The sequence below is a fragment of the Curtobacterium phoenicis genome (assembly GCF_047238015.1).
Classification (GTDB): Bacteria; Actinomycetota; Actinomycetes; order Actinomycetales; family Microbacteriaceae; genus Curtobacterium.
In genome coordinates this window covers 3,020,984-3,038,690 of sequence record NZ_JBDFLZ010000002.1, presented here as the reverse complement: position 1 = coordinate 3,038,690, position 17,707 = coordinate 3,020,984, and the positions used below count along the sequence as shown (strand labels likewise).

Genomic DNA, 17,707 nt, shown 5'->3' with positions numbered 1-17,707 from the left:
GTGACGGCGCGTTGCGCCCACCGATGCCGTCAGCCCGCCCGTGCAGGAGCGTGATCGATCCCGCGACTAGCGTGACGACCATGCAGCCGCTCGCACCCGGATCGCTCCGGATCCTCCACCTGTCCGACACCCACCTCACCGGCGACGGCGCCCTGCACCAGGGGTCGACCGACACGGCGGCCGCACTCGACACCGTGCTCGCCTCGGCGGAGCGGATCCCGGACGTCGGTCTCGTCGTGGTTTCCGGCGACGTGTCCGAGGACGGGTCGCCCGAGTCCTACGGGGTCCTCCGCGAACGGGTCGGCGGATGGGCCGAGCGGCACGGTGCCGCGCTCGTCACCGTCCCGGGCAACCACGACCAGCGCGAGGGGTTCCGGCAGGTGCTCGCGAACGGGCACGTCCTCGGCGAAGGGGGCGCGCCGCTCGTGCACACGCTCGAGTACCTGCCGCCGTCCGTCCCGGTGTCGGGGCAGTCGGTCGTCGCGGGGCGTCGGATCGTCGCGGTCGACACGAGCGTCCCCGGCGCCGGCTACGGGGAGGTCGCCGACGAGGCGCTCGACCGCCTCCGGAGCACGCTGTCCGAGCCCGTCGACGGTGGCTCGGTGGTCGTCCTGCACCACACGCCGCTGCCCGCACCGACCGCGCTCCACGCCGCGCTGCAGCTCCGGAACGCCGACGCCCTCGCCGACGTGGTCCGGGGGACGGACGTCCGGCTCGTCCTCGGCGGCCACTACCACCACCACGCCGCGGGGACCTGGGCCGGCGTCCCGGTGCTCGTCGCGCCGGGCGTCGCGAACGACACCGACGTCGTCGGCGCGTACGACGAGGAGTCGGCGCACATCGACGCGGGCTACCTCGTGGTCGACCTCGCAGCGGACGGCTCGGTGTGGTCCACGCCCGTGCGCGTGCCGCGCCCCGACGCCGACCCGCTCGCGTTCCACCACGACGCCGAGACGGTGACGCGGATCATCGACGCGGCCGGCTGACCGACGCGCCCCGGACCGGACGGGAGGCCCGTGGCGGCGCCGCCACGCGCCTCCCGGCCGCAGGTGGGAAGTCCCCCGGACGTGCGGACACCGCCCGGCCCGCACGAGTAGACGAGAGCCAGAACGTCTTCGAAGGAGCGCGCCATGCGACACGGCAACGCAGTGCAGTACGACCGCTACGGCGGGTTCGACGTGGTCGAGATCGTCCCCCAGGAACGACCCGAACCCGGACCGGGTGAGATCGTCGTCGAGGTGGTCGCCGCCGGCCTGAACCACATCGAGCGCTTCCTCCGCGAGGGTCGGCTGCAGGACCACGTCGAACTCACCTTCCCCGCCCACCAGGGCGTCGACTTCGCCGGCATCGTCCGTGCCCGCGGCGAGGGCGTGAAGGACCTCCGCGTCGGCGACGAGGTCATGGGGCACCACCCCCAGGGCGGGACACACGCGAACTGGGTGCGTGTGCCGCGCGCCGCCGTCATCAAGAAGCCGGAGCACGTCGGCTGGGAGGTGGCCGGTGGCCTCTACCTCGCCGGGTGCACCGCGATCGACATCGTCCGGAAGCTCCGGCTCGGCAAGGACGACACCGTCGTCATCACCGCCGCGGCGGGCGGGGTCGGACACATCGAGTGCCAGCTCGCGCACGACGCCGGCGCCACCGTGATCGCCCTCGGCAGCCCGCGCAACCACGACTACCTCCGCCAGATCGGCACGCTGCCCGTCGCCTACGGGGAGGGCGAGGAGGACCGCATCCGCGAGGCCGCCGACGGGCGGCCGATCACGGCGTTCATCGACAACCACGGGGAGTCCGACGCTGAGTCGCTGGCCGCACGGCTCGGCATCCCGGACGAGCGCTTCGTCTCGTCCGAGGAGCGCCGCGACGTCGAGGTGCGGTTCCTGCGTGCCCCGGCTGACGACCAAGAGGCGATCGAGTCGCTCCAGTTGCTCGCGAAGGCCGTGCAGGACCGCCGCGTGCAGGTGCTCATCTCGGGCTTCTACCCGTTCGAGTACATCGTGGACGCCTACGAGGACCTCGCCGAGATGCACTCGCGCGGCAAGGTCGTGATCGGCATGCAGACGGTCGAGACCGGCGCGCGGCTCGACTGGTACCGCTCGGAGAAGGCCCGCGACCTCCGGGACCGCTACGCCGATGACCGCGGTGCGAAGACGGAGAGCATGGCGGGCGGAACCGCGAACCCGAGCTAGCTCAGAACGTCCTTCGTCGCGAAGCGGCTGTACGCCAACGCCCCGAACACGACCACGTAGCCGAGCTGCAGCACGGCGTTCGCGCCGAACGAGTCGAACGAGATGGGGTCGCGGAGCAGGTCACCGAACCCGAGCCACTGGTGCGAGAACAGGAACGGGTGCAGCCAGTCGAGCTGCGGCAACTGGTCGAGCACCTGCGACGCCCCGGCGAGCACGACCGTCGCGGCCATCGCCCCGACCGGGACGCTCGTCAGCGTCGAGGCGAACAGACCGATCGCCGCCAGCCCGAGCATCGACATCGCGACGTACAGCGCGAGGAGGAGCGCCCGACCCGCGTACGACCACCCGCCGACCTGCGTGCCCGACAGCAGCGTCACCGGGCCGATCGGGAACAGCAGCGCGCCGATCGCGGCTCCGACGAGGACGATGAGGAGCGTCGCGGCGAGGGCGAACACCACCGTGCCGACGTACTTCACGAGGACGAACCGCAGGCGGCCGGTCGGGGCGACGAGCAGGTAGCGGATCGTCCCGTGGCTCGCCTCGCCGGCGACCGTGTCGCCCGACACCACGCCGATCGTGAGCGGCAGGAACAGCGGGATCGAGACGGTCAGCGCGGTGAACGCGACGAAGAGGCCGTTGTTCGTGATGTCGCCGAGGAACGCCGGGCCGCCGCGGTCCGGGCCCGTCGTGGCTCGGACGGCGATCGCGATGAGGACCGGGACGAGCGCGAGGGCGCCGAGCATCGCCCAGGTGCGACGTCGGCGGAACAGCAGTCCGAGTTCGGAGCCGAGCAGGGCGAACGGGCGTCGACGGGCGACCGCGCCGGTCGCGGCCGACTCGTCCGGTGTCGGCCGCCCGTCGGTCGAGCGGTCAGGCTGCGACATCGAAGCCCTCCCCGGTGAGCGCGACGAAGAGGTCCTCGAGGGTCCCACCGCCGACGGTGATGCCCCGCACCCGGACGTCGCCTCGGACGAGTTCCGCGGTGACGTCCTCGGCGAGCACGGTGGCGGGGAGGTCCGCGACGAGGACGTCGGCACCGCCCTCGTGCCGCGGGGCGAGTCCGAGGCGCACGAGGACGCTGCCCGCCTGACCGAGGTCCGGCGTGCGGACGGTCAGGGTCCGGACCCCCGCCGAGCGCAGGTCGTCGAGCGACCCCTGCGCGACGAGCTTCCCCGCTCGCATGACCCCGGCGTGCGTGCAGACCTGCTCGATCTCGGCCAGCAGGTGGCTCGAGACGAACACCGTGGTGCCGTCGTCGGCGAGGGAACGGATGAGGTTCCGCACCTCGCGCGTGCCCTGCGGGTCGAGGCCGTTCGTCGGCTCGTCGAGCACGAGGAGGTCGCGCGGGGTGAGCAGGGCGTTCGCGAGGCCGAGCCGCTGCTTCATGCCGAGCGAGTACGCGTGCGCCTTCTTGTCGGCCGCGTGCGACAACCCGACCCGGTCGAGCGCCGCGGACACGCGGGCCTTCCGGGTGCGCGGATCCGTCGAGGGGTCGGCGGCGTCGAACCGGGACAGGTTGGCCCTGCCGGACAGGTACGGGTACGACGCGGGCCCCTCGACGAGCGCGCCGACCCGGGGCAGGACCTCGTGCAGGGCGTCCGGCATCCGGCGACCGAGGACCTCGATCGTCCCGCCGGTCGCGCCGGTGAGCCCGAGCAGCATCCGGATCGTCGTCGTCTTGCCAGAGCCGTTCGGACCGAGGAAGCCGAACACCGCACCACGGGGGACCTCGAGGTCGACCCCGTCGACGGCGTGCTGCTTCCGGAAGACCTTCCGCAGGCCCTCGGTGCGGATCGCGTACCCGTCCGGAGCAGCAGCGTCCGTCACTTGGCCGCGGCCACGAGGGCGGAGACCGGCACGGCCCCTGCGAGCACCCGTCCGTCGCTGGTCAGGTACACCGACACCAGGGACGTCTGCACCGCGCGACCGCCGTCCACCGGGCGGGTGAGCTGGTCGAGCAGTCCGTTCGCGTCGGCACCGAGCGAGGACGTGTCCGCCGTGCCCGCGGGGAGCTCGGCGATGGTGTCCCACCCGGAGCCCGTCGTCACGACGCCCGCACGAGCGCCACCGTGACCGCGGTGGTCGCCGGTGCCACGAGCCGCACCGGACAGGTCCTTCGTGTGCACCTCGGCACCGCTCGGCGGGGTGAAGTCGAACAGGCGGGCGGCCGGTGCGCCGTAGTCGAGGCTCGTGAAGCCGACCTGGAACGCGGGGGAGTCCTGTCCCTTCGCCGACACGGTCACCCGCAGCGGCAGCCCGGTCTGCTGGTCCACCGCGAGGCGCACCGACCCGACGAGCGTGTCGTCCGACCGCGGCGTGAGGGTGATCGACCAGGCGTCGTGCCCGGCGACCGAGGTGCTCGTCGGCTTCGAGACCCTCGTGCTCGGGGAGATCGCGTCGATGGCCTTCCGGGCGAGGTCGGCCGGGGTGGCGGCGCCGTCCGGCGGGGTCGACGCCTTTGCGGGCAGCGTCACGTGCGTCGCCTCGCGCTGCTTCGAGTCCCACGTCCAGACGTCCGAGCCGTTGCGCACGAGGTCCTGCTCGGCCAACTGCGTCGTGACCTGCACGCGCTGCCGGTCAGCCCCGTCGACGTAGAGCCGAGCGGTGTGCGACGTCGTGAGCATGCTCAGCGCGTCCGACGCGTCACCCTGCAACGACGAACCACCGGAACCGGACGGGAGCTCGGGCAGCCCGAGATCGCTCGTCTGCTCGACCCTGCCGGAGTACTGCGCGTCGGACGACCGCGCGACGCTGGCGATCACGTCCGCGGCGCTCGGGTCGGATCCGGCGATCGGCGTGGACGCCGCGTTCGCGATCACCGGTGCCGCGACGGCGCCGGCGACGACGACCGGTGCGATGACGGCGGGCAGCCAGGCTGACTTCTTCATCGGATCCCCTCGGTGGTGCGTGGCACCTGGTGCGGAGGCACGTGGTGCGGTGGAGTCGGCAGCACCGTACGTCCGGCAACCGACAGTCGGCTGGGGATCACACGCCCCGGCTACGATCGGTCGCGTGTCCACCGAGCCCCCCTTCCAGCCGGAGGGTGCCCGCTCCCGGTTCCCGCTCGACACCGTGTACCAGGCGGCCCGGATGTACTACCTCGAGGACGCCACCCAGGCCGAGATCGCCGACCGGCTCGGGGTCTCCCGGCCGACCGTGAGCCGACTCGTGTCCGAGGCCCGTCGCGCCGGGCTCGTCCGCATCGAGGTCGTCGACCCGTTCCGCGACGAGACCGCCGCGCTCGCCGCCGAGCTCCGCGACGCGCTCGGCCTCCGTGCCGTCCGGCTCGCCGCCGTGACGCACCAGGCGACCCTCGGCGCGGACCTCGCGGCACCGGTCGCCGCAGCGATCGAGGCGATGGCACTCGTCCCCGGTGACGCCGTCCTGGTCTCCTCGGGCAGCACCGTGCACGACCTCGCGCACACCGGTCTGCCGCCGATGCCGGGCGTGCAGCTCGTCCCGACCGTCGGCGGGCAGGCCGATCCGAACCGCTGGTTCCAGACGAACGAAATCACCCGCGCCGCCGCCGAGCGGTCCGGAGCGATCCCGGCGTTCCTGTTCGCACCGGCGCTCCCGAGCGAGACGCTGCGGGCCTCCCTCGAGGACGACCCGGCCTTCCAACACGTCGTCGGACTCTGGCGGCGAGCGAAGGGAGCGCTGCTCGGGATCGGCGCGCCGGTCGTCACCCGGCACGAGCTCGCGCGCGGTCTGCCGGTCGAGGACGAGGCGTTCGACCGCGCGGCCGGGGACGTCTGCCTCAACTTCTTCGCCGCGGACGGCTCGGCGGTCGAGTTCCCGGGCAGCGACCGGATGGTGCGGACCTCCCGCGAGGTCCTCGCTGCCGTGCCGCACGCGGTCGGCGTCGCCGTCGGTGCGGGGAAGGCGACGAGCATCCTCGGAGCGGTCCGCGGCGGCTTCGTGAACGAACTCGTCACGGACGCGGCCACCGCGCGCGCCGTCCTCGACGCCCTCGCCTGACCCGCTGCCCTCCTCCGTTCCCCCGGCCGGCTGGCAATGCAACGCGAGCGTTCCGACGTTGCGCTCGTCGATCGACGCGCGGGTCGTCGAAACGCGCGCGTTTCGTGGACCGAACCGGGGCGACCCGACCCAGGACGAGACGGGGAGGAGCGTGGCGGGGGCGCACCGTGCCTCCAGGCCGGGAGGCACGGGTCGCCTACGACGTGCGCCGCACGTCCCAGAGGTGGTGCACCGGGTCGTGGGCGTAGTAGGTCGCGAGGGTCGCGACCGTGAACGCACTGCCGTCCGACCGCAGCCCGGTGCGGTCGAGGTCGGCGTCGTGGACCGCCGCGAAGGCGTCGGCCGCGCGCCGACCGGCATCGACGAGCTCCCGGGCGACCGTCGCCGGGTCCTGCGCGGCGTAGTCGTCCTCGACCGCGGTGGCGTCCTGGTCCCAGTTCGGGAACGTCGGCTCGTCCTGCTCGAGCACGAGCGCGAGCCGTTCGGTCATCTTCCGGTGCACGTCGCGGACGTGCGCGGCGTACTCGAGCGGCGACCACGTGTGGTCGTCCGGGCGGACGCGGACGTCCTCGCGCTCGAGGACCGCGGGCCAGGCGGCCGTGTTCTCCGCGATGATGCCGGGAACGTCGCGGACGGACACCGCTCGGCCGTCGAAGCCGCACTCCGGACACGTCGCGGTGATGACCCACGTCCAGTTCTTCGTCTCGGGTTCGATCGCCATGTCCGAACGTTACCCGTTCGTGATTCAGGTTCCGCGCTTCCCCGTCACCGTGCCGATGCGAGTGCCCCCCGTCCGGATGACACGCCGCTCCCTGTGAATGCCCACACAGTGACATGTCGGTCGCTCGGTAACGTCGCTGGCTGTCCGACCGACCCCGCGGCCCGTCCGGCCGCTCGACGGCCCTGCCGTCCCCGAGAGAGGAACCGATGGGATCCGACCCCAGCAGTACCGAGCAGCGACGTCGACTCCGCGAGAGCGACGTCACGGTGGTCGACAAGAGCATGATGCGCCGGGCCGTCGGCGGCATGGTCGTCGGCAACACGATGGAGTGGTACGACGTCGGGGTCTACGGGTACCTCGCCGTCACGATGGGGAAGGTCTTCCTGCCGACCGCGGAGCCCGCGGTGCAGATCCTCTTCAGTCTCGGGGTCTTCGCGGCGACGTACATCGCTCGGCCGCTCGGCGGGATCGTGTTCGGGCGCCTGGGGGACCGGCTCGGTCGGCAGCGGGTGCTCGCCACGACCCTCATCCTGATGGCGACGTCGACGTTCCTCATCGGCGCGCTGCCGGCGTACGCGACCATCGGTGTGCTGGCGCCCGTCGTGCTCGTCGTGCTCAAGCTGCTGCAGGGGTTCTCGACGGGCGGTGAGTACGCCGGGGCCACCACGTTCGTGACCGAGTACGCCCCTGATCGTCGCCGTGGGTTCTTCGCGAGCATCCTCGACTTCGGCAGCTACATGGGCTTCGCGCTCGGCGCCACGGTGGTGACCGTGCTCCAGCTGACGCTCGGTGACGCCACGATGACGGCGTGGGGGTGGCGCGTGCCGTTCCTGCTCGCCGGGCTGATCGGTGTCGTCGCCATCTACTTCCGTCTCCGCATCGAGGAGTCGCCCGTGTTCCAGGCGACCCAGGCCGCGCAGGAGGCCTCGGCCGAAGCGCGCGCCGACGCGACGGGTGCCCGTCCGACCAGCGTGTGGGCCATGGTGCGCGACCACTGGCGTCCGATCCTCATCGCCGTGATGCTCGTCGCCGCGTCGAACACGGTCGGGTACGCGCTGACCTCGTACATGCCGACGTACCTGACCGACTCGCTCGGGTACTCGGCGCTGAACGGCACGCTCCTCACCATCCCCGTCCTCGTGCTCCTGGCGGTCGTGCTCCCGCTCACCGGGCGCCTCTCGGACCGCCTCGGCCGCCGGGTCGTCATGTGGATCGGGGCCGCGACCACCGTGGTCCTCGTCGTGCCGGCGTTCCTCCTCATCGCGCACGGGGCGCAGTGGTCGACGCTGCTCGGTCTCGCCCTCCTCGCCCTGATGACCGCGCTCTGGGTCTCGAACCAGGCGGCTTCCCTCCCGGCGCTCTTCCCGACCTCGACGCGCTACGGGGCGATGGGCTTCGCCTACAACATCGCGATCGCCGTCTTCGGTGGGACGACACCGCTCATCGTGCAGGCGCTGCTGACCTGGACGGGCGACCAGCTCGCGCCGGCGTACTTCCTCATGGCGATGAGCGCGCTCGGTGCCGTCGGGGTGTTCTGCATGAAGGAGTCGTCGCAGCGGCCGCTCCCGGGTTCGATGCCGGCGGTCGAGACGGAGGCCGAGGCCCGCGAGCTCGTGCTGACGCAGGACACCAACCCGCACCTCGACCTCGGGGACCTGCCGTTCGCCGCCACCGACGCCGTGCGCGAGGAGCCTGCAGCGCCCGCTCGCTGAGGCTGTCGGGCACGCGTGCGCCCCGGCCGGACCCCTGGGTCCGACCGGGGCGCACGTGCATGTGTGCTCGGCGGCGTGCCGGTCGTGCTCGGTCGGGCGCCGCTTTCGGACGGTCGTGCGCGCTCGGGTGCCGCTGTCGGACGACCGTGCGCGCTCGGGTGCCGCTGTCGGACGACCGTGCCGTTGTCGCACGACGACGGCGGTGTCGCACGACGACGGCGGTGTCGTTCGTTGCGGGCGCGGGCAGATGGGCGACCGAGGAAGCGACCGTGCCGTTGTCGCACGACGACCGCGGTGTCGTTCAGCAGCGGCGAACGCCCACCCCGGCCGCGCACCCACCCCGCCCCGCCGGCCGCTCCGACCGGCGGGCCGTCCGTCGCGACCGTGCACGCGACCGGTCAGTCGCCGTGGTGACCGTGGGACGGGTCGAGCGCCGGCCAGACCGGGAACGGGTCCGCCCACGTGCGCCACAGGTCCGGCCCGGCCAGGAGCTCGGACGGCGTCAGCAGCGCACGGTCGAGCGCCCGCTCGATCCCGGGGACGTCGAGCCGTTCGCCGACGAACCAGATCGCCTGTCCGACCGGCGCATCCGGGTCCCACGAGGCGTTCGCCGTCGGGTCGAGCGCCAGCATCGCACCGAGGCTCGACCACGAGCCGACGTGGTCGGGCCGTGAAGCGAGCCGGAAGAACCCCTTCGAGCGCAGGACGCGTCCGTTCACCCCCGGCGCGAGGTCCTGCTCGATCGTGGCGGCGAGCCGTCCCGGGTGGAACGGGAGCGGTTCCCGGTACCGGAGCGTGACGAGTTCGTCGTGCTCGTCGCGGCCGCGGTCGGCGACGCCGGACAGTCCGCGCATCCACCCCGCGCCCGACGCCAGGAACCGGGCGGCACCGCCGTTCGACGCCGGCAGGTCCCGCGGCCCCCGAACGGCCGGCCCTGCCAGGACGACGGCGTTCGGTGCCAGTCGGTGGAGCAGCGACACCAGTGCACGGCGACGACGTCCGGACAGTGGCTCGATGCGGTCGAGCACGACGACCGTGGCGTACTCCACGAGCGACGCGATCCGGTCGGCGGCGACGAACGCGTCGTCGACGTCACCCCACAGCAGCCGAGCGACGTCGTCGGCGCGCAGCACGGACACGACGTGCCGCAGGATCCGGTCGTCGCCGTGCTCGGCGCGGGCCGCGTTCGCGAGCATCATCCCCACCGCCCGGACGTCGGTGCCGGGGGCGAGGCTGACGACGAGGCCGTGGTCGGCTTCCGGCCCGCACAGCCGGTCCAGGCGGTCGGCGCGCTCCGCCACCGCTCGCGCGACCGACACGGCGTCCCCGGCGAGGTGCATCCGGTGTCCGGTGTCGATCCGCGCGGCCGTGTCGACGGCGTCCTGGACGTGGAGGGCGGAGACGAGCGTGATCGAGGCGACGAGCATGTGGGTTAATCTACATGAGAATCGTTACCAACAAGGAGGCTCCCGATGAAGGTCCGCAACTCGCTCAAGGCACTGAAGAAGATCCCCGGCTCGCAGGTGGTCCGCCGCCGCGGTCGCGTCTACGTCATCAACAAGCAGAACCCGCGGTGGAACACCCGGCAGGGCTGACACCGACGTCCTTCCGTAGGGTGGCAGCATGCGACTGCTGCTCATCCGCCACGGCCAGACCCCCGCGAACGTGCACGGCATCCTCGACGCCGAGGTGCCCGGACCCGGTCTGACCGAGCTCGGGCAGCAGCAGGCTGACGCGCTCCCGGCAGCCCTCGCCGACCGTGGCATCGAGCGGCTCTTCGTCTCGACGATGGTCCGGACGCAGCTCACCGCGGCACCGCTCGCCGCCGCGCTCGGCCTGGAGCCCGAGGTGTTGGACGGCCTCCGCGAGATCGAGGCCGGGGACACCCAGGGCAAGAGCGACAAGGTGTCCGTCCAGACCTACATCTCGACGGTGCACGGTTGGTCGCAGGGGGACCGCACGAGTCGCATGCCCGGCGGTGAGAGCGGCACCGAGTTCTTCGCGCGCTACGACGACGCGGTCCGCCAGATCGCGTCGACGGGCGTGTCGGTCGCGGCCGCGGTGAGCCACGGAGCGGCGATCCGGACGTGGGCGAGCGTGGTCGCGCAGAACACGCCGGACGAGTTCGGGACGAAGCGGCACCTCGAGAACACCGGCGTCGTCGAGCTCGAGGGCTCGTTCGACGACGGCTGGCGCCTCGTCGACTGGGAGGGCGAGCCGGTCGGCGGCGAGGACCTCGTCGACCGGACCGCACAGGACCCGACCGGCGAGCGCTACTGACAGCGCGCCGCGCAACGCGACCCTGTGACGGACGGGAGGCCCGGTACCAGCTGGTACCGGGCCTCCATTCCGTCATCCGGTCACGTCGGAACGCGACCTGCGTGGACTACGCGGGCTGCGCCGCCGTGTGCAGCGGGACGATCACGCCGTGCGACTCGCGCAGCACGTCGAGCGTGCGCTGCACCTCGTCGGCACGCTCCTCGGCGCTCCAGCCGAGGGTCTCGGCCAGGACGTCGGCGAGCTCGTCGAGCAGGTCGATCGTGACCCCGCCGACGAACGCGAGGTTCGTGCGGCGCAGCACCACGTCGACGAGGTGCACGGCCTGCTCGTGCTCGGCGAAGTAGGCGACCTCGGCACGGGTGAGCTTCGGGTCGGACTCGAGCTGCTCGACGGGGCCGTCGGTGAGGACGTCCACGACCTCGGCGGCGCGGGTGCCGTAGCGCTCGAGCAGGCCCTCGACGAGTTCGGCGTCGAGACCGTCGCGGTGCGACTTGATCCACAGCGCGCGCTGTGCGTCGGTGGTCGGGAAGTCCCGACCGCCGCCGATCGGCATGCCGGTCGTGTCGACCTTCCGCGCGACGCCGAGCTTCGTCGTGGCCTCGGTGGAGAGGTGCGCGGCGAGGGCGCGGAAGGTGGTCCACTTGCCGCCGACGAGCGAGAGCACGGTCGAGTCGGGGAGTCCGGCGATCTCGGTGTCGACGATCCGGTAGTCGCGGGACACGAACCCGGGTGCGGTGTCCTCATGACGGGGGAGCGGGCGGATGCCGGAGTAGCTGTAGACGATGTGGTCGCGGGTGACCTCGATCTGCGGGAACACGTGCTTCACGAGTCCGAAGAAGTAGTCGATCTCCTCCTCGGTCGTGGTCACCGGCTGCGAGGGATCGGCGTCGATGTCGGTCGTGCCGATGAGGACCCGGCCCTTGAGCGGGTAGATGAGCACGATGCGGCCGTCGTTGTTCTCGAAGAACAGCTCGCGACCCTTGGTCGCCTCGAGGAGCTCGTCGTTGTGCACGACGATGTGGGAGCCCTTCGTGCCGCCCATGAACTTCGTCTCGCCGCCGAACGCCTCGTTGGTGAGGTCGGTCCAGGGGCCGGAGGCGTTGATCACGACGTCGGCGGTGAAGGTGAACTCGGAACCGGTCTCGCGGTCGCGGAGCAGCACGCCACCGTCGCGGGTGCCGGCGGCCTCGACGTAGTTGACCGCGCGGGCCGTCGCTGCCGAGCCGGTGCCGGAGCCCGCGGCGAGCCCGTCCTTGAGGACGTCGAGCGCGAGACGCTCCGGCTCGTGCACCGACGCGTCGTAGTAGGTCCCCGTGTACTTGAGGTCCTTGTTGAGTGCGGGCATGTCCGCGAGCGCCGCCTTCTTCGTGAGGAAGCGGTGCTTCGGCACGGAGCCGCCGTCGCGCGAGAACGAGTCGTAGATCGTCATGCCGATCTTGATGAGCGCCGCGCCGCGCTCCTTCGTCGAGCGCTGCTTGTGCGTGAGCATCCGCAGCGGGGCGTTCATGATGCCGGAGAACGTCGAGAAGATCGGCATCGTCGTCTGCAGCGGCTTGACGTAGTGCGGGGCGATGCGGATGAGGCCGTTGCGCTCCTGCACGCTCTCGCGGACGAGGCGGAACTCGCCGTTCTCGAGGTACCGGATGCCGCCGTGGATCATGTGGCTCGACGCCGCTGAGGCACCGCTCGCGTAGTCGCCGCGCTCGACGAGCGCGACGTCGACACCCTGCAGGGCGAGGTCGCGGAAGGTGGCGATGCCGTTGATGCCACCACCGACGATGAGGACCTGGGCGTTGGGGCGCTCCGTGAGGGCGCTCACCGTGTTCCGGGGCTGCGTCTTCTTCGACATGTGTCGCTTCCTTGCTCGATCGGTTGGTTCGGGATCGATGGTGCTCCTGGGTGGGAGGCTGGGCAACTTGCGTGCACGAACGTGCAGCACACCTGTCGCGGACGCTTCGGAGCGGGCCGGGAGGCGCGACAGGGGTTGCAGAGGCTGTGCACGTCCGTGCATGGTTGCGGTGGCAAGAGATCGGAGCACCATGAGCGACGCCGCCCAGCCCGTGCGCACCCAGCAGGCGCTGCGCGCCGCGCACCTGTACTACCTGCAGGACCTCACGATGGACGCCATCGCCGACGAGCTCGGGACGTCGCGGTCGTCGGTCTCGCGACTGCTGAAGTACGCCAGGGACACCGGGCTGGTGGACATCCAGATCCGTTCGCCCCTCGACCAGGCGGCCGCGCTGAGTCGTTCGATCCGGTCGCGGTTCGGCGTGCACGCGCACGTCGTCCCGGTACCGGACCACACGAGCGACGTGGACCGGCTCGAGCGGGTCGCGCTGTCCGCCGCGCGCATCCTCACGCAGTACATCGACTCGAACATGGTCATCGGCATCTCGTGGGGCTCCACCGTGAGCGCGGTCAGCCGGTACCTCGTGCCGAAGACGACGCACGGATCGACGATCGTGCAGGTGAACGGCGCGGCCAACACCCGGACGACGGGCATCGTCTACGCGTCCGAGATCCTCCGACGCTTCGGCGAGGCGTACGGCGCCTTCGTGCAGCAGTTCCCGGTGCCGGCGTTCTTCGACGACCCCGCGACGAAGGAGATGCTGTTCCGGGAGCGGTCGATCCGCCGTGTGCTCGACCTGCACGAGCGCATGGACCTCGTGGTGTTCGGCGTCGGCGCGCCGCAGGCCCCGGTGCCGTCGCACGTGTACTCGGGCGGCTACCTCGACCCGGCCGACCAGCAGGAGCTCGTGCAGGCCAAGGTGGTCGGGGACGTCTCGACGGTGTTCTACCGCGCGGACGGCTCGTGGAAGGACATCGGCGTCAACGCGCGGGCCGGCGGGCCGGACCTCGACACGATCAAGCACGCACCGCGGCGGGTGTGCGTCGTGGCAGGGCGGTCCAAGGCGGCGTCGTTGCGCGGGGCGCTCGCAGCGGGGCTCGTCACCGACCTCATCATCGACGAGAGCATCGGGCAGGCCATCCTGCAACCGTGACGGGTCGGGCCGTGGGTGCTGACCGGGCATTTGTCCGCATCGCGCGAGTGGTTGTCGGGGGTGTCCCGTAGATTCCGGTGCATGGTGTCCCGCAACGAGACCGACCGGTCGTCGACAGCGTCCGGAGCCACCGATCCCTCCTCCGGACCCCTCGTGGAAGCCCGGAGCGCTCGACGCATCGTCGGACAAGACCTCGACGAGGCCCTCATGTTCTTCAGCGACGGATACGACCTCCGTGCGCCCCGCGTCCGCCGGGTCCGCTCCACCACCCCCTGGACCTTCGCCGGCGTCGGTGACGACCGCGTCTCGCTGCGGTCCTCACGGTTCGGGGTGGACCTGCAGAGCGAGAGCCGGGTGGACGACGCCTTCCTCGTCGCATGGATGAGCTCGGGCGCGAGCACCATCACGTACGACGGCAGCGAAGTGGAGCTGCGGGCGGGTGTCCCGGTCGTGCTGCCCTTCGCCGACACCTACCAGCTGCACCACCACGACATCGCGCTGAACCTCGTGCACCTCGACCGCGACTTCGTCCGGTCCGTGGTCGGCGACGACGACTTCTCGTTCGAGGCGCTCCGGCGTCCGACCGCCGAGGGCGCGCGGATCTGGCAGGACACCGTGCGGCAGCTCTCCCCGCGGTGGTTGGACGCCTCGAACGACATGAGCCCGCTGGAGCAACGTGACGCCGCCGAGTCCTTCGTCCGCGCGGCGGTCGCGGCGTTCCCCGAACGCAGTCGCTGGCACGCGGCGGTCACCAACTCGGGGCCCGAGCACGAACGCTTGCGCCGTGCGCTCGAGTTCGTGCACGCGCACGCTCGTGAGCCGATCGGGACGCCGGAGATCGCGGCCGCGTCCGGGCTCAGCCCGCGCGGACTCCAGCAGTCGCTGAAACGCAACCTCGGACAGACCCCTGGGGACGTCCTGCGCGCGGCTCGACTCGACGGTGCCCGGGCCGACCTGCTCCGCGGCGCCCCGGACGGCACGACGGTCGCCGAGATCGCACGCACCTGGGGCTTCGGCCACCTCGGCCGCTTCTCGGCGTCGTACCGGTCGCGGTTCGGCGAACTGCCCAGTGAGTCGCTCCGCGCGAGCTGAAGCGACCGTCCCCGGTAGCGTGCCGGACATGGAATCCGTCGTCGCCGCCCTCCGCACCGCCCTCTCGGACCCCGACGGTGTGCTGGTCCGCACGGACGCCGCCGCGGTGCACGCGTCCCGGACCGACGGGTCGGGCTGGGTCGCGGACGGCGCGCCGCTCGCGGTGGTCGAGGCGCGTTCGGTGGAGCACGTGCAGGCGACGCTCCGGACGTGCTCGGCGCTCGGCGTCCCGCTCGTCCCGCGCGGTACCGGCACCGGTCTGGCCGGCGGCGGAGTCGGGACCGACAGATCGGTCGTGCTGAGCGTCGCTCGGATGGACCGCATCCTCGAGGTCTCGCCGGAGGACGAGCTCGCGGTCGTCGAGCCGGGCGTGCTGAACGGCGCACTCAACGAGGCCGTCGCACACCACGGACTCCGATTCGCGCCGGCCCCGGCGAGCGCGGCGATCGCGAGCGTCGGCGGCAACATCGCCACGAACGCCGGCGGGCTGCGCTGCGTGAAGTACGGCGTCACGCGCGAAGCCGTGCTCGGACTCGACGTGGTCCTCGCCGACGGCCGACTCGTCTCCACCGGGCACCGGACGGTGAAGGGCGTGACCGGCCTCGACCTCACGTCGCTCATGGTCGGCTCGGAGGGCACCCTCGGGGTCATCGTCGGAGCGACGGTCCGGCTCGTGCCGGTGCCGGCGGGTCAGCCCGCCACCCTCGGTGCGGTCTACCCGACGGTGCACCAGGCGGCCGCGGCGTCGGCGGCGATCGTCGCCGCGTCGGCCGACGGTGCCGCACGCCCGTCGACGGTCGAGCTCCTCGACGCGTCCTCGCTCGGGTACATCGCCGACCACCTCGGGCCGAGCGTGGTGGCGGAGACGGTGGGGAGCGGACAAGAGGGCGGGGTGTTCCTCCTCGTGGAGTACGACGGCCCGGACGCGACGCAGGACGCGCTGGGAGCCGTGCCGCGCCTCCAGGCCGAGGGCGGGACCGTCCGCCTCGCCGGGTCGGCCGCCGAACGCGACCGCCTGCTCACCATCCGCCGTTCGTTCCACGCGGCGATGGCCGCGCGTGGACGGGTGCTCATCGAGGACGTGGCCGTGCCGCGCAGCCGCCTCGCCGAGATGTTCGACAGGGTCGAGGCGATCGGGCGCGAGTTCGACCTGCCGATCCCGACGTGCGCACACGCCGGTGACGGCAACCTGCACCCGAACTTCGTGTTCGACGGCGAGGTCGTGCCTCAGAAGGTGTGGGACGCGGCAGACGCACTCTTCCGGGCGGCGATCGAACTCGGCGGCACGCTCACCGGAGAGCACGGCGTCGGCGTCCTGAAGCGACACCACCTGGGCGACGAGGTCGGTGCGGACGTGCTCGAGATCCAGCGCGGGATCCGACGCGTGTTCGACCCGAAGGGCATCCTCAACCCGGGCAAGGTGTTCTGACGCCGAATCCGGTGACACTGTAGGGCCGGATCGTGCGCAGATGTTCGGCGGAAACCTCCGTATAACGAACCACGGCGCATCGTGGTGTCGAACGAGCACCGCCCACGAAGGAGTCCGTGATGCTGATCGGCGTCCCCACCGAAGTCAAGAACAACGAGTACCGCGTCGCGGCCACCCCCGCGGGTGTCGCCGAGCTGACGTTGCACGGTCACGAGGTCATCGTGCAAGCCGGGGCCGGCGTCGGGTCCGCGTTCCCGGACGACGAGTACGCCGCCGCCGGTGCCACCATCGTCGAGACCGCCGACGAGGTCTGGGCCCGCGCCGAGATGATCCTCAAGGTGAAGGAGCCGATCGCGTCCGAGTACGCGTCGATCCGACCCGGGCAGGTGCTCTTCACCTACCTGCACCTCGCGGCCGACCGTCCGCTGACCACGGCGCTGATGGAGTCCGGCGCGACGGCGATCGCGTACGAGACCGTGCAGCTGCCGGATCGCTCGCTCCCGCTGCTGTCCCCGATGTCGGAGATCGCCGGACGACTCTCCGCGCAGGTCGGTGCCTACCACCTCATGCGCACGAACGGCGGGCGCGGTCTGCTGCTCGGCGGCGTCCCCGGGACGCCGAAGGGCCGTGTCGTCGTGATCGGCGGCGGCGTCGCCGGCGAGCACGCGGCGACGATGGCGCTCGGCCTCGGCGCCGAGGTCACCGTCTTCGACATCAGCCTGCCCCGGTTGCGTGCGCTCGACGCCCGGTTCGACGGCCGCGTCACGACGCTCCGGTCGTCGTCGCACGCGATCGCCTCCGCCCTCGCGTCCGCCGACCTCGTCATCGGTTCCGTCCTGATCCCCGGCGCCTCGGCTCCGAAGCTCGTGACCGACGCCATGGTCGCCGACATGCAGCCCGGGTCGGTGCTCGTCGACATCGCGATCGACCAGGGCGGCTGCTTCGAGGGCTCGCGGCCGACGACGCACGACGACCCGACGTTCCGCGTGCACGACGCGGTGTACTACTGCGTCGCGAACATGCCCGGTGCGGTGCCGCGCACGTCGACGATCTCGCTGACGAACGCGACGCTGCCGTACGCCGTGGCGATCGCGAACCGCGGGTGGGAGCAGGCGCTCGCCGACGACCCCGCCCTCGCACTCGGGTTGAACGTGCACGCCGGGCAGGTCACGAACGAGGCCGTCGCCGCCGCGCACGGCCTTGCGGTGGCCGCGCGCTGACGCGGGCGGCCGGGCGCGAACTGTCGCTTTCGCGAAAGCGACAGTTCACTGGCGTCGAGCCCGGGCGCACTGTCGCTTCCACGA

At 72.0% G+C, this 17,707-nt stretch carries 16 protein-coding genes; 10 read left to right on the top strand and 6 right to left on the bottom strand.

Going from position 1 to position 17,707, the window contains the following annotated elements; genetic code table 11:
- Window positions 1-80 precede the first annotated feature (80 nt).
- Both ABC270_RS14495 and ABC270_RS14490 read left to right on the top strand, forming a co-directional pair.
- A complete protein-coding gene (locus tag ABC270_RS14495; protein ID WP_412881432.1) occupies window positions 81-986 on the top strand; it encodes a metallophosphoesterase in 906 nt (301 codons plus the stop codon).
- Window positions 987-1,130: 144 nt separating this feature from the next.
- Window positions 1,131-2,189, top strand: a complete 1,059-nt coding sequence (locus ABC270_RS14490; protein ID WP_412881431.1) for an NADP-dependent oxidoreductase — start codon at window positions 1,131-1,133, stop codon at window positions 2,187-2,189.
- Here ABC270_RS14490 and ABC270_RS14485 read toward each other — a convergent pair.
- The 3 genes from ABC270_RS14485 to ABC270_RS14475 are packed head-to-tail and all read right to left on the bottom strand — an operon-like array spanning window position 2,186 to window position 5,077.
- A complete protein-coding gene (locus ABC270_RS14485; RefSeq protein WP_412881430.1) occupies window positions 2,186-3,073 on the bottom strand; it encodes an ABC transporter permease in 888 nt (295 codons plus the stop codon). The two genes, ABC270_RS14490 and ABC270_RS14485, sit on opposite strands and share 4 nt — an antisense overlap.
- Window positions 3,060-4,016, bottom strand: coding sequence for an ABC transporter ATP-binding protein (locus ABC270_RS14480; RefSeq protein WP_412881429.1), 957 nt, complete (start codon window positions 4,014-4,016; stop codon window positions 3,060-3,062). Before ABC270_RS14480 ends, ABC270_RS14485 begins: the two co-directional genes overlap by 14 nt.
- Entirely contained in the window at window positions 4,013-5,077 is a 1,065-nt protein-coding gene (locus ABC270_RS14475; protein WP_412881428.1) for a LolA family protein, read from the bottom strand. The genes ABC270_RS14480 and ABC270_RS14475 overlap by 4 nt, the downstream gene beginning before the upstream one ends.
- A gap of 124 nt (window positions 5,078-5,201) precedes the next feature.
- Between ABC270_RS14475 and ABC270_RS14470 the strand changes: the two genes are divergently transcribed.
- Window positions 5,202-6,167, top strand: coding sequence for a sugar-binding transcriptional regulator (locus tag ABC270_RS14470; RefSeq protein ID WP_412881427.1), 966 nt, complete (start codon window positions 5,202-5,204; stop codon window positions 6,165-6,167).
- A 196-nt stretch (window positions 6,168-6,363) separates the two neighbouring features.
- Here the strand turns inward: ABC270_RS14470 and ABC270_RS14465 are convergent, their stop codons facing one another.
- Entirely contained in the window at window positions 6,364-6,888 is a 525-nt protein-coding gene (locus ABC270_RS14465) for a DinB family protein (protein ID WP_412881426.1), read from the bottom strand.
- Window positions 6,889-7,094: 206 nt separating this feature from the next.
- On the opposite strand from ABC270_RS14465, the gene ABC270_RS14460 reads away from it, so the two are divergent.
- Entirely contained in the window at window positions 7,095-8,600 is a 1,506-nt protein-coding gene (locus ABC270_RS14460; RefSeq protein WP_412881425.1) for an MFS transporter, read from the top strand.
- A gap of 398 nt (window positions 8,601-8,998) precedes the next feature.
- Here ABC270_RS14460 and ABC270_RS14455 read toward each other — a convergent pair whose 3' ends face one another.
- Window positions 8,999-10,027: a GTP-binding protein gene (locus ABC270_RS14455; RefSeq protein ID WP_412881424.1), complete on the bottom strand. Its 1,029-nt coding sequence runs from the start codon at window positions 10,025-10,027 to the stop codon at window positions 8,999-9,001.
- A 45-nt stretch (window positions 10,028-10,072) separates the two neighbouring features.
- Here ABC270_RS14455 and ykgO point away from each other — a divergent pair, with 45 nt between their 5' ends.
- Both ykgO and ABC270_RS14445 read left to right on the top strand, forming a co-directional pair.
- Window positions 10,073-10,195, top strand: coding sequence for a type B 50S ribosomal protein L36 (ykgO, locus tag ABC270_RS14450; protein WP_022905672.1), 123 nt, complete (start codon window positions 10,073-10,075; stop codon window positions 10,193-10,195).
- Window positions 10,196-10,223: 28 nt separating this feature from the next.
- Entirely contained in the window at window positions 10,224-10,880 is a 657-nt protein-coding gene (locus tag ABC270_RS14445) for a histidine phosphatase family protein (RefSeq protein WP_412881423.1), read from the top strand.
- Window positions 10,881-10,986: 106 nt separating this feature from the next.
- On the opposite strand, the gene ABC270_RS14440 is transcribed toward ABC270_RS14445, so the two are convergent.
- Complete coding sequence (locus tag ABC270_RS14440) at window positions 10,987-12,729, bottom strand: glycerol-3-phosphate dehydrogenase/oxidase (protein ID WP_412881422.1); 1,743 nt, start codon at window positions 12,727-12,729, stop codon at window positions 10,987-10,989.
- A gap of 190 nt (window positions 12,730-12,919) precedes the next feature.
- On the opposite strand from ABC270_RS14440, the gene ABC270_RS14435 reads away from it, so the two are divergent.
- The 4 genes from ABC270_RS14435 to ald all read left to right on the top strand — a co-directional run bounded on the left by ABC270_RS14435 (window position 12,920) and on the right by ald (window position 17,623).
- Window positions 12,920-13,882, top strand: coding sequence for a sugar-binding transcriptional regulator (locus ABC270_RS14435; protein ID WP_412881421.1), 963 nt, complete (start codon window positions 12,920-12,922; stop codon window positions 13,880-13,882).
- Between the two features lie 81 nt (window positions 13,883-13,963).
- Window positions 13,964-14,974, top strand: coding sequence for an AraC family transcriptional regulator (locus tag ABC270_RS14430; protein ID WP_412881420.1), 1,011 nt, complete (start codon window positions 13,964-13,966; stop codon window positions 14,972-14,974).
- Between the two features lie 28 nt (window positions 14,975-15,002).
- Entirely contained in the window at window positions 15,003-16,403 is a 1,401-nt protein-coding gene (locus tag ABC270_RS14425) for an FAD-binding oxidoreductase (RefSeq protein ID WP_412881419.1), read from the top strand.
- A gap of 119 nt (window positions 16,404-16,522) precedes the next feature.
- Window positions 16,523-17,623: an alanine dehydrogenase gene (gene ald / locus ABC270_RS14420; protein ID WP_412881418.1), complete on the top strand. Its 1,101-nt coding sequence runs from the start codon at window positions 16,523-16,525 to the stop codon at window positions 17,621-17,623.
- Window positions 17,624-17,707: the final 84 nt, after the last annotated feature.

Coding starts and splice junctions, on each gene's coding strand:
- ABC270_RS14425 (WP_412881419.1), top strand. CDS start 15,003: ATGGAATCCGTCGTCGCCGCCCTCCGCACCGCCCTCTCGGACCCCGAC.
- ABC270_RS14430 (WP_412881420.1), top strand. CDS start 13,964: ATGGTGTCCCGCAACGAGACCGACCGGTCGTCGACAGCGTCCGGAGCC.
- ABC270_RS14440 (WP_412881422.1), bottom strand. CDS start 12,729: ATGTCGAAGAAGACGCAGCCCCGGAACACGGTGAGCGCCCTCACGGAG.
- ABC270_RS14460 (WP_412881425.1), top strand. CDS start 7,095: ATGGGATCCGACCCCAGCAGTACCGAGCAGCGACGTCGACTCCGCGAG.
- ABC270_RS14485 (WP_412881430.1), bottom strand. CDS start 3,073: ATGTCGCAGCCTGACCGCTCGACCGACGGGCGGCCGACACCGGACGAG.
- ABC270_RS14435 (WP_412881421.1), top strand. CDS start 12,920: ATGAGCGACGCCGCCCAGCCCGTGCGCACCCAGCAGGCGCTGCGCGCC.
- ABC270_RS14490 (WP_412881431.1), top strand. CDS start 1,131: ATGCGACACGGCAACGCAGTGCAGTACGACCGCTACGGCGGGTTCGAC.
- ald (WP_412881418.1), top strand. CDS start 16,523: ATGCTGATCGGCGTCCCCACCGAAGTCAAGAACAACGAGTACCGCGTC.
- ABC270_RS14455 (WP_412881424.1), bottom strand. CDS start 10,027: ATGCTCGTCGCCTCGATCACGCTCGTCTCCGCCCTCCACGTCCAGGAC.
- ABC270_RS14495 (WP_412881432.1), top strand. CDS start 81: ATGCAGCCGCTCGCACCCGGATCGCTCCGGATCCTCCACCTGTCCGAC.
- ABC270_RS14465 (WP_412881426.1), bottom strand. CDS start 6,888: ATGGCGATCGAACCCGAGACGAAGAACTGGACGTGGGTCATCACCGCG.
- ABC270_RS14475 (WP_412881428.1), bottom strand. CDS start 5,077: ATGAAGAAGTCAGCCTGGCTGCCCGCCGTCATCGCACCGGTCGTCGTC.
- ykgO (WP_022905672.1), top strand. CDS start 10,073: ATGAAGGTCCGCAACTCGCTCAAGGCACTGAAGAAGATCCCCGGCTCG.
- ABC270_RS14445 (WP_412881423.1), top strand. CDS start 10,224: ATGCGACTGCTGCTCATCCGCCACGGCCAGACCCCCGCGAACGTGCAC.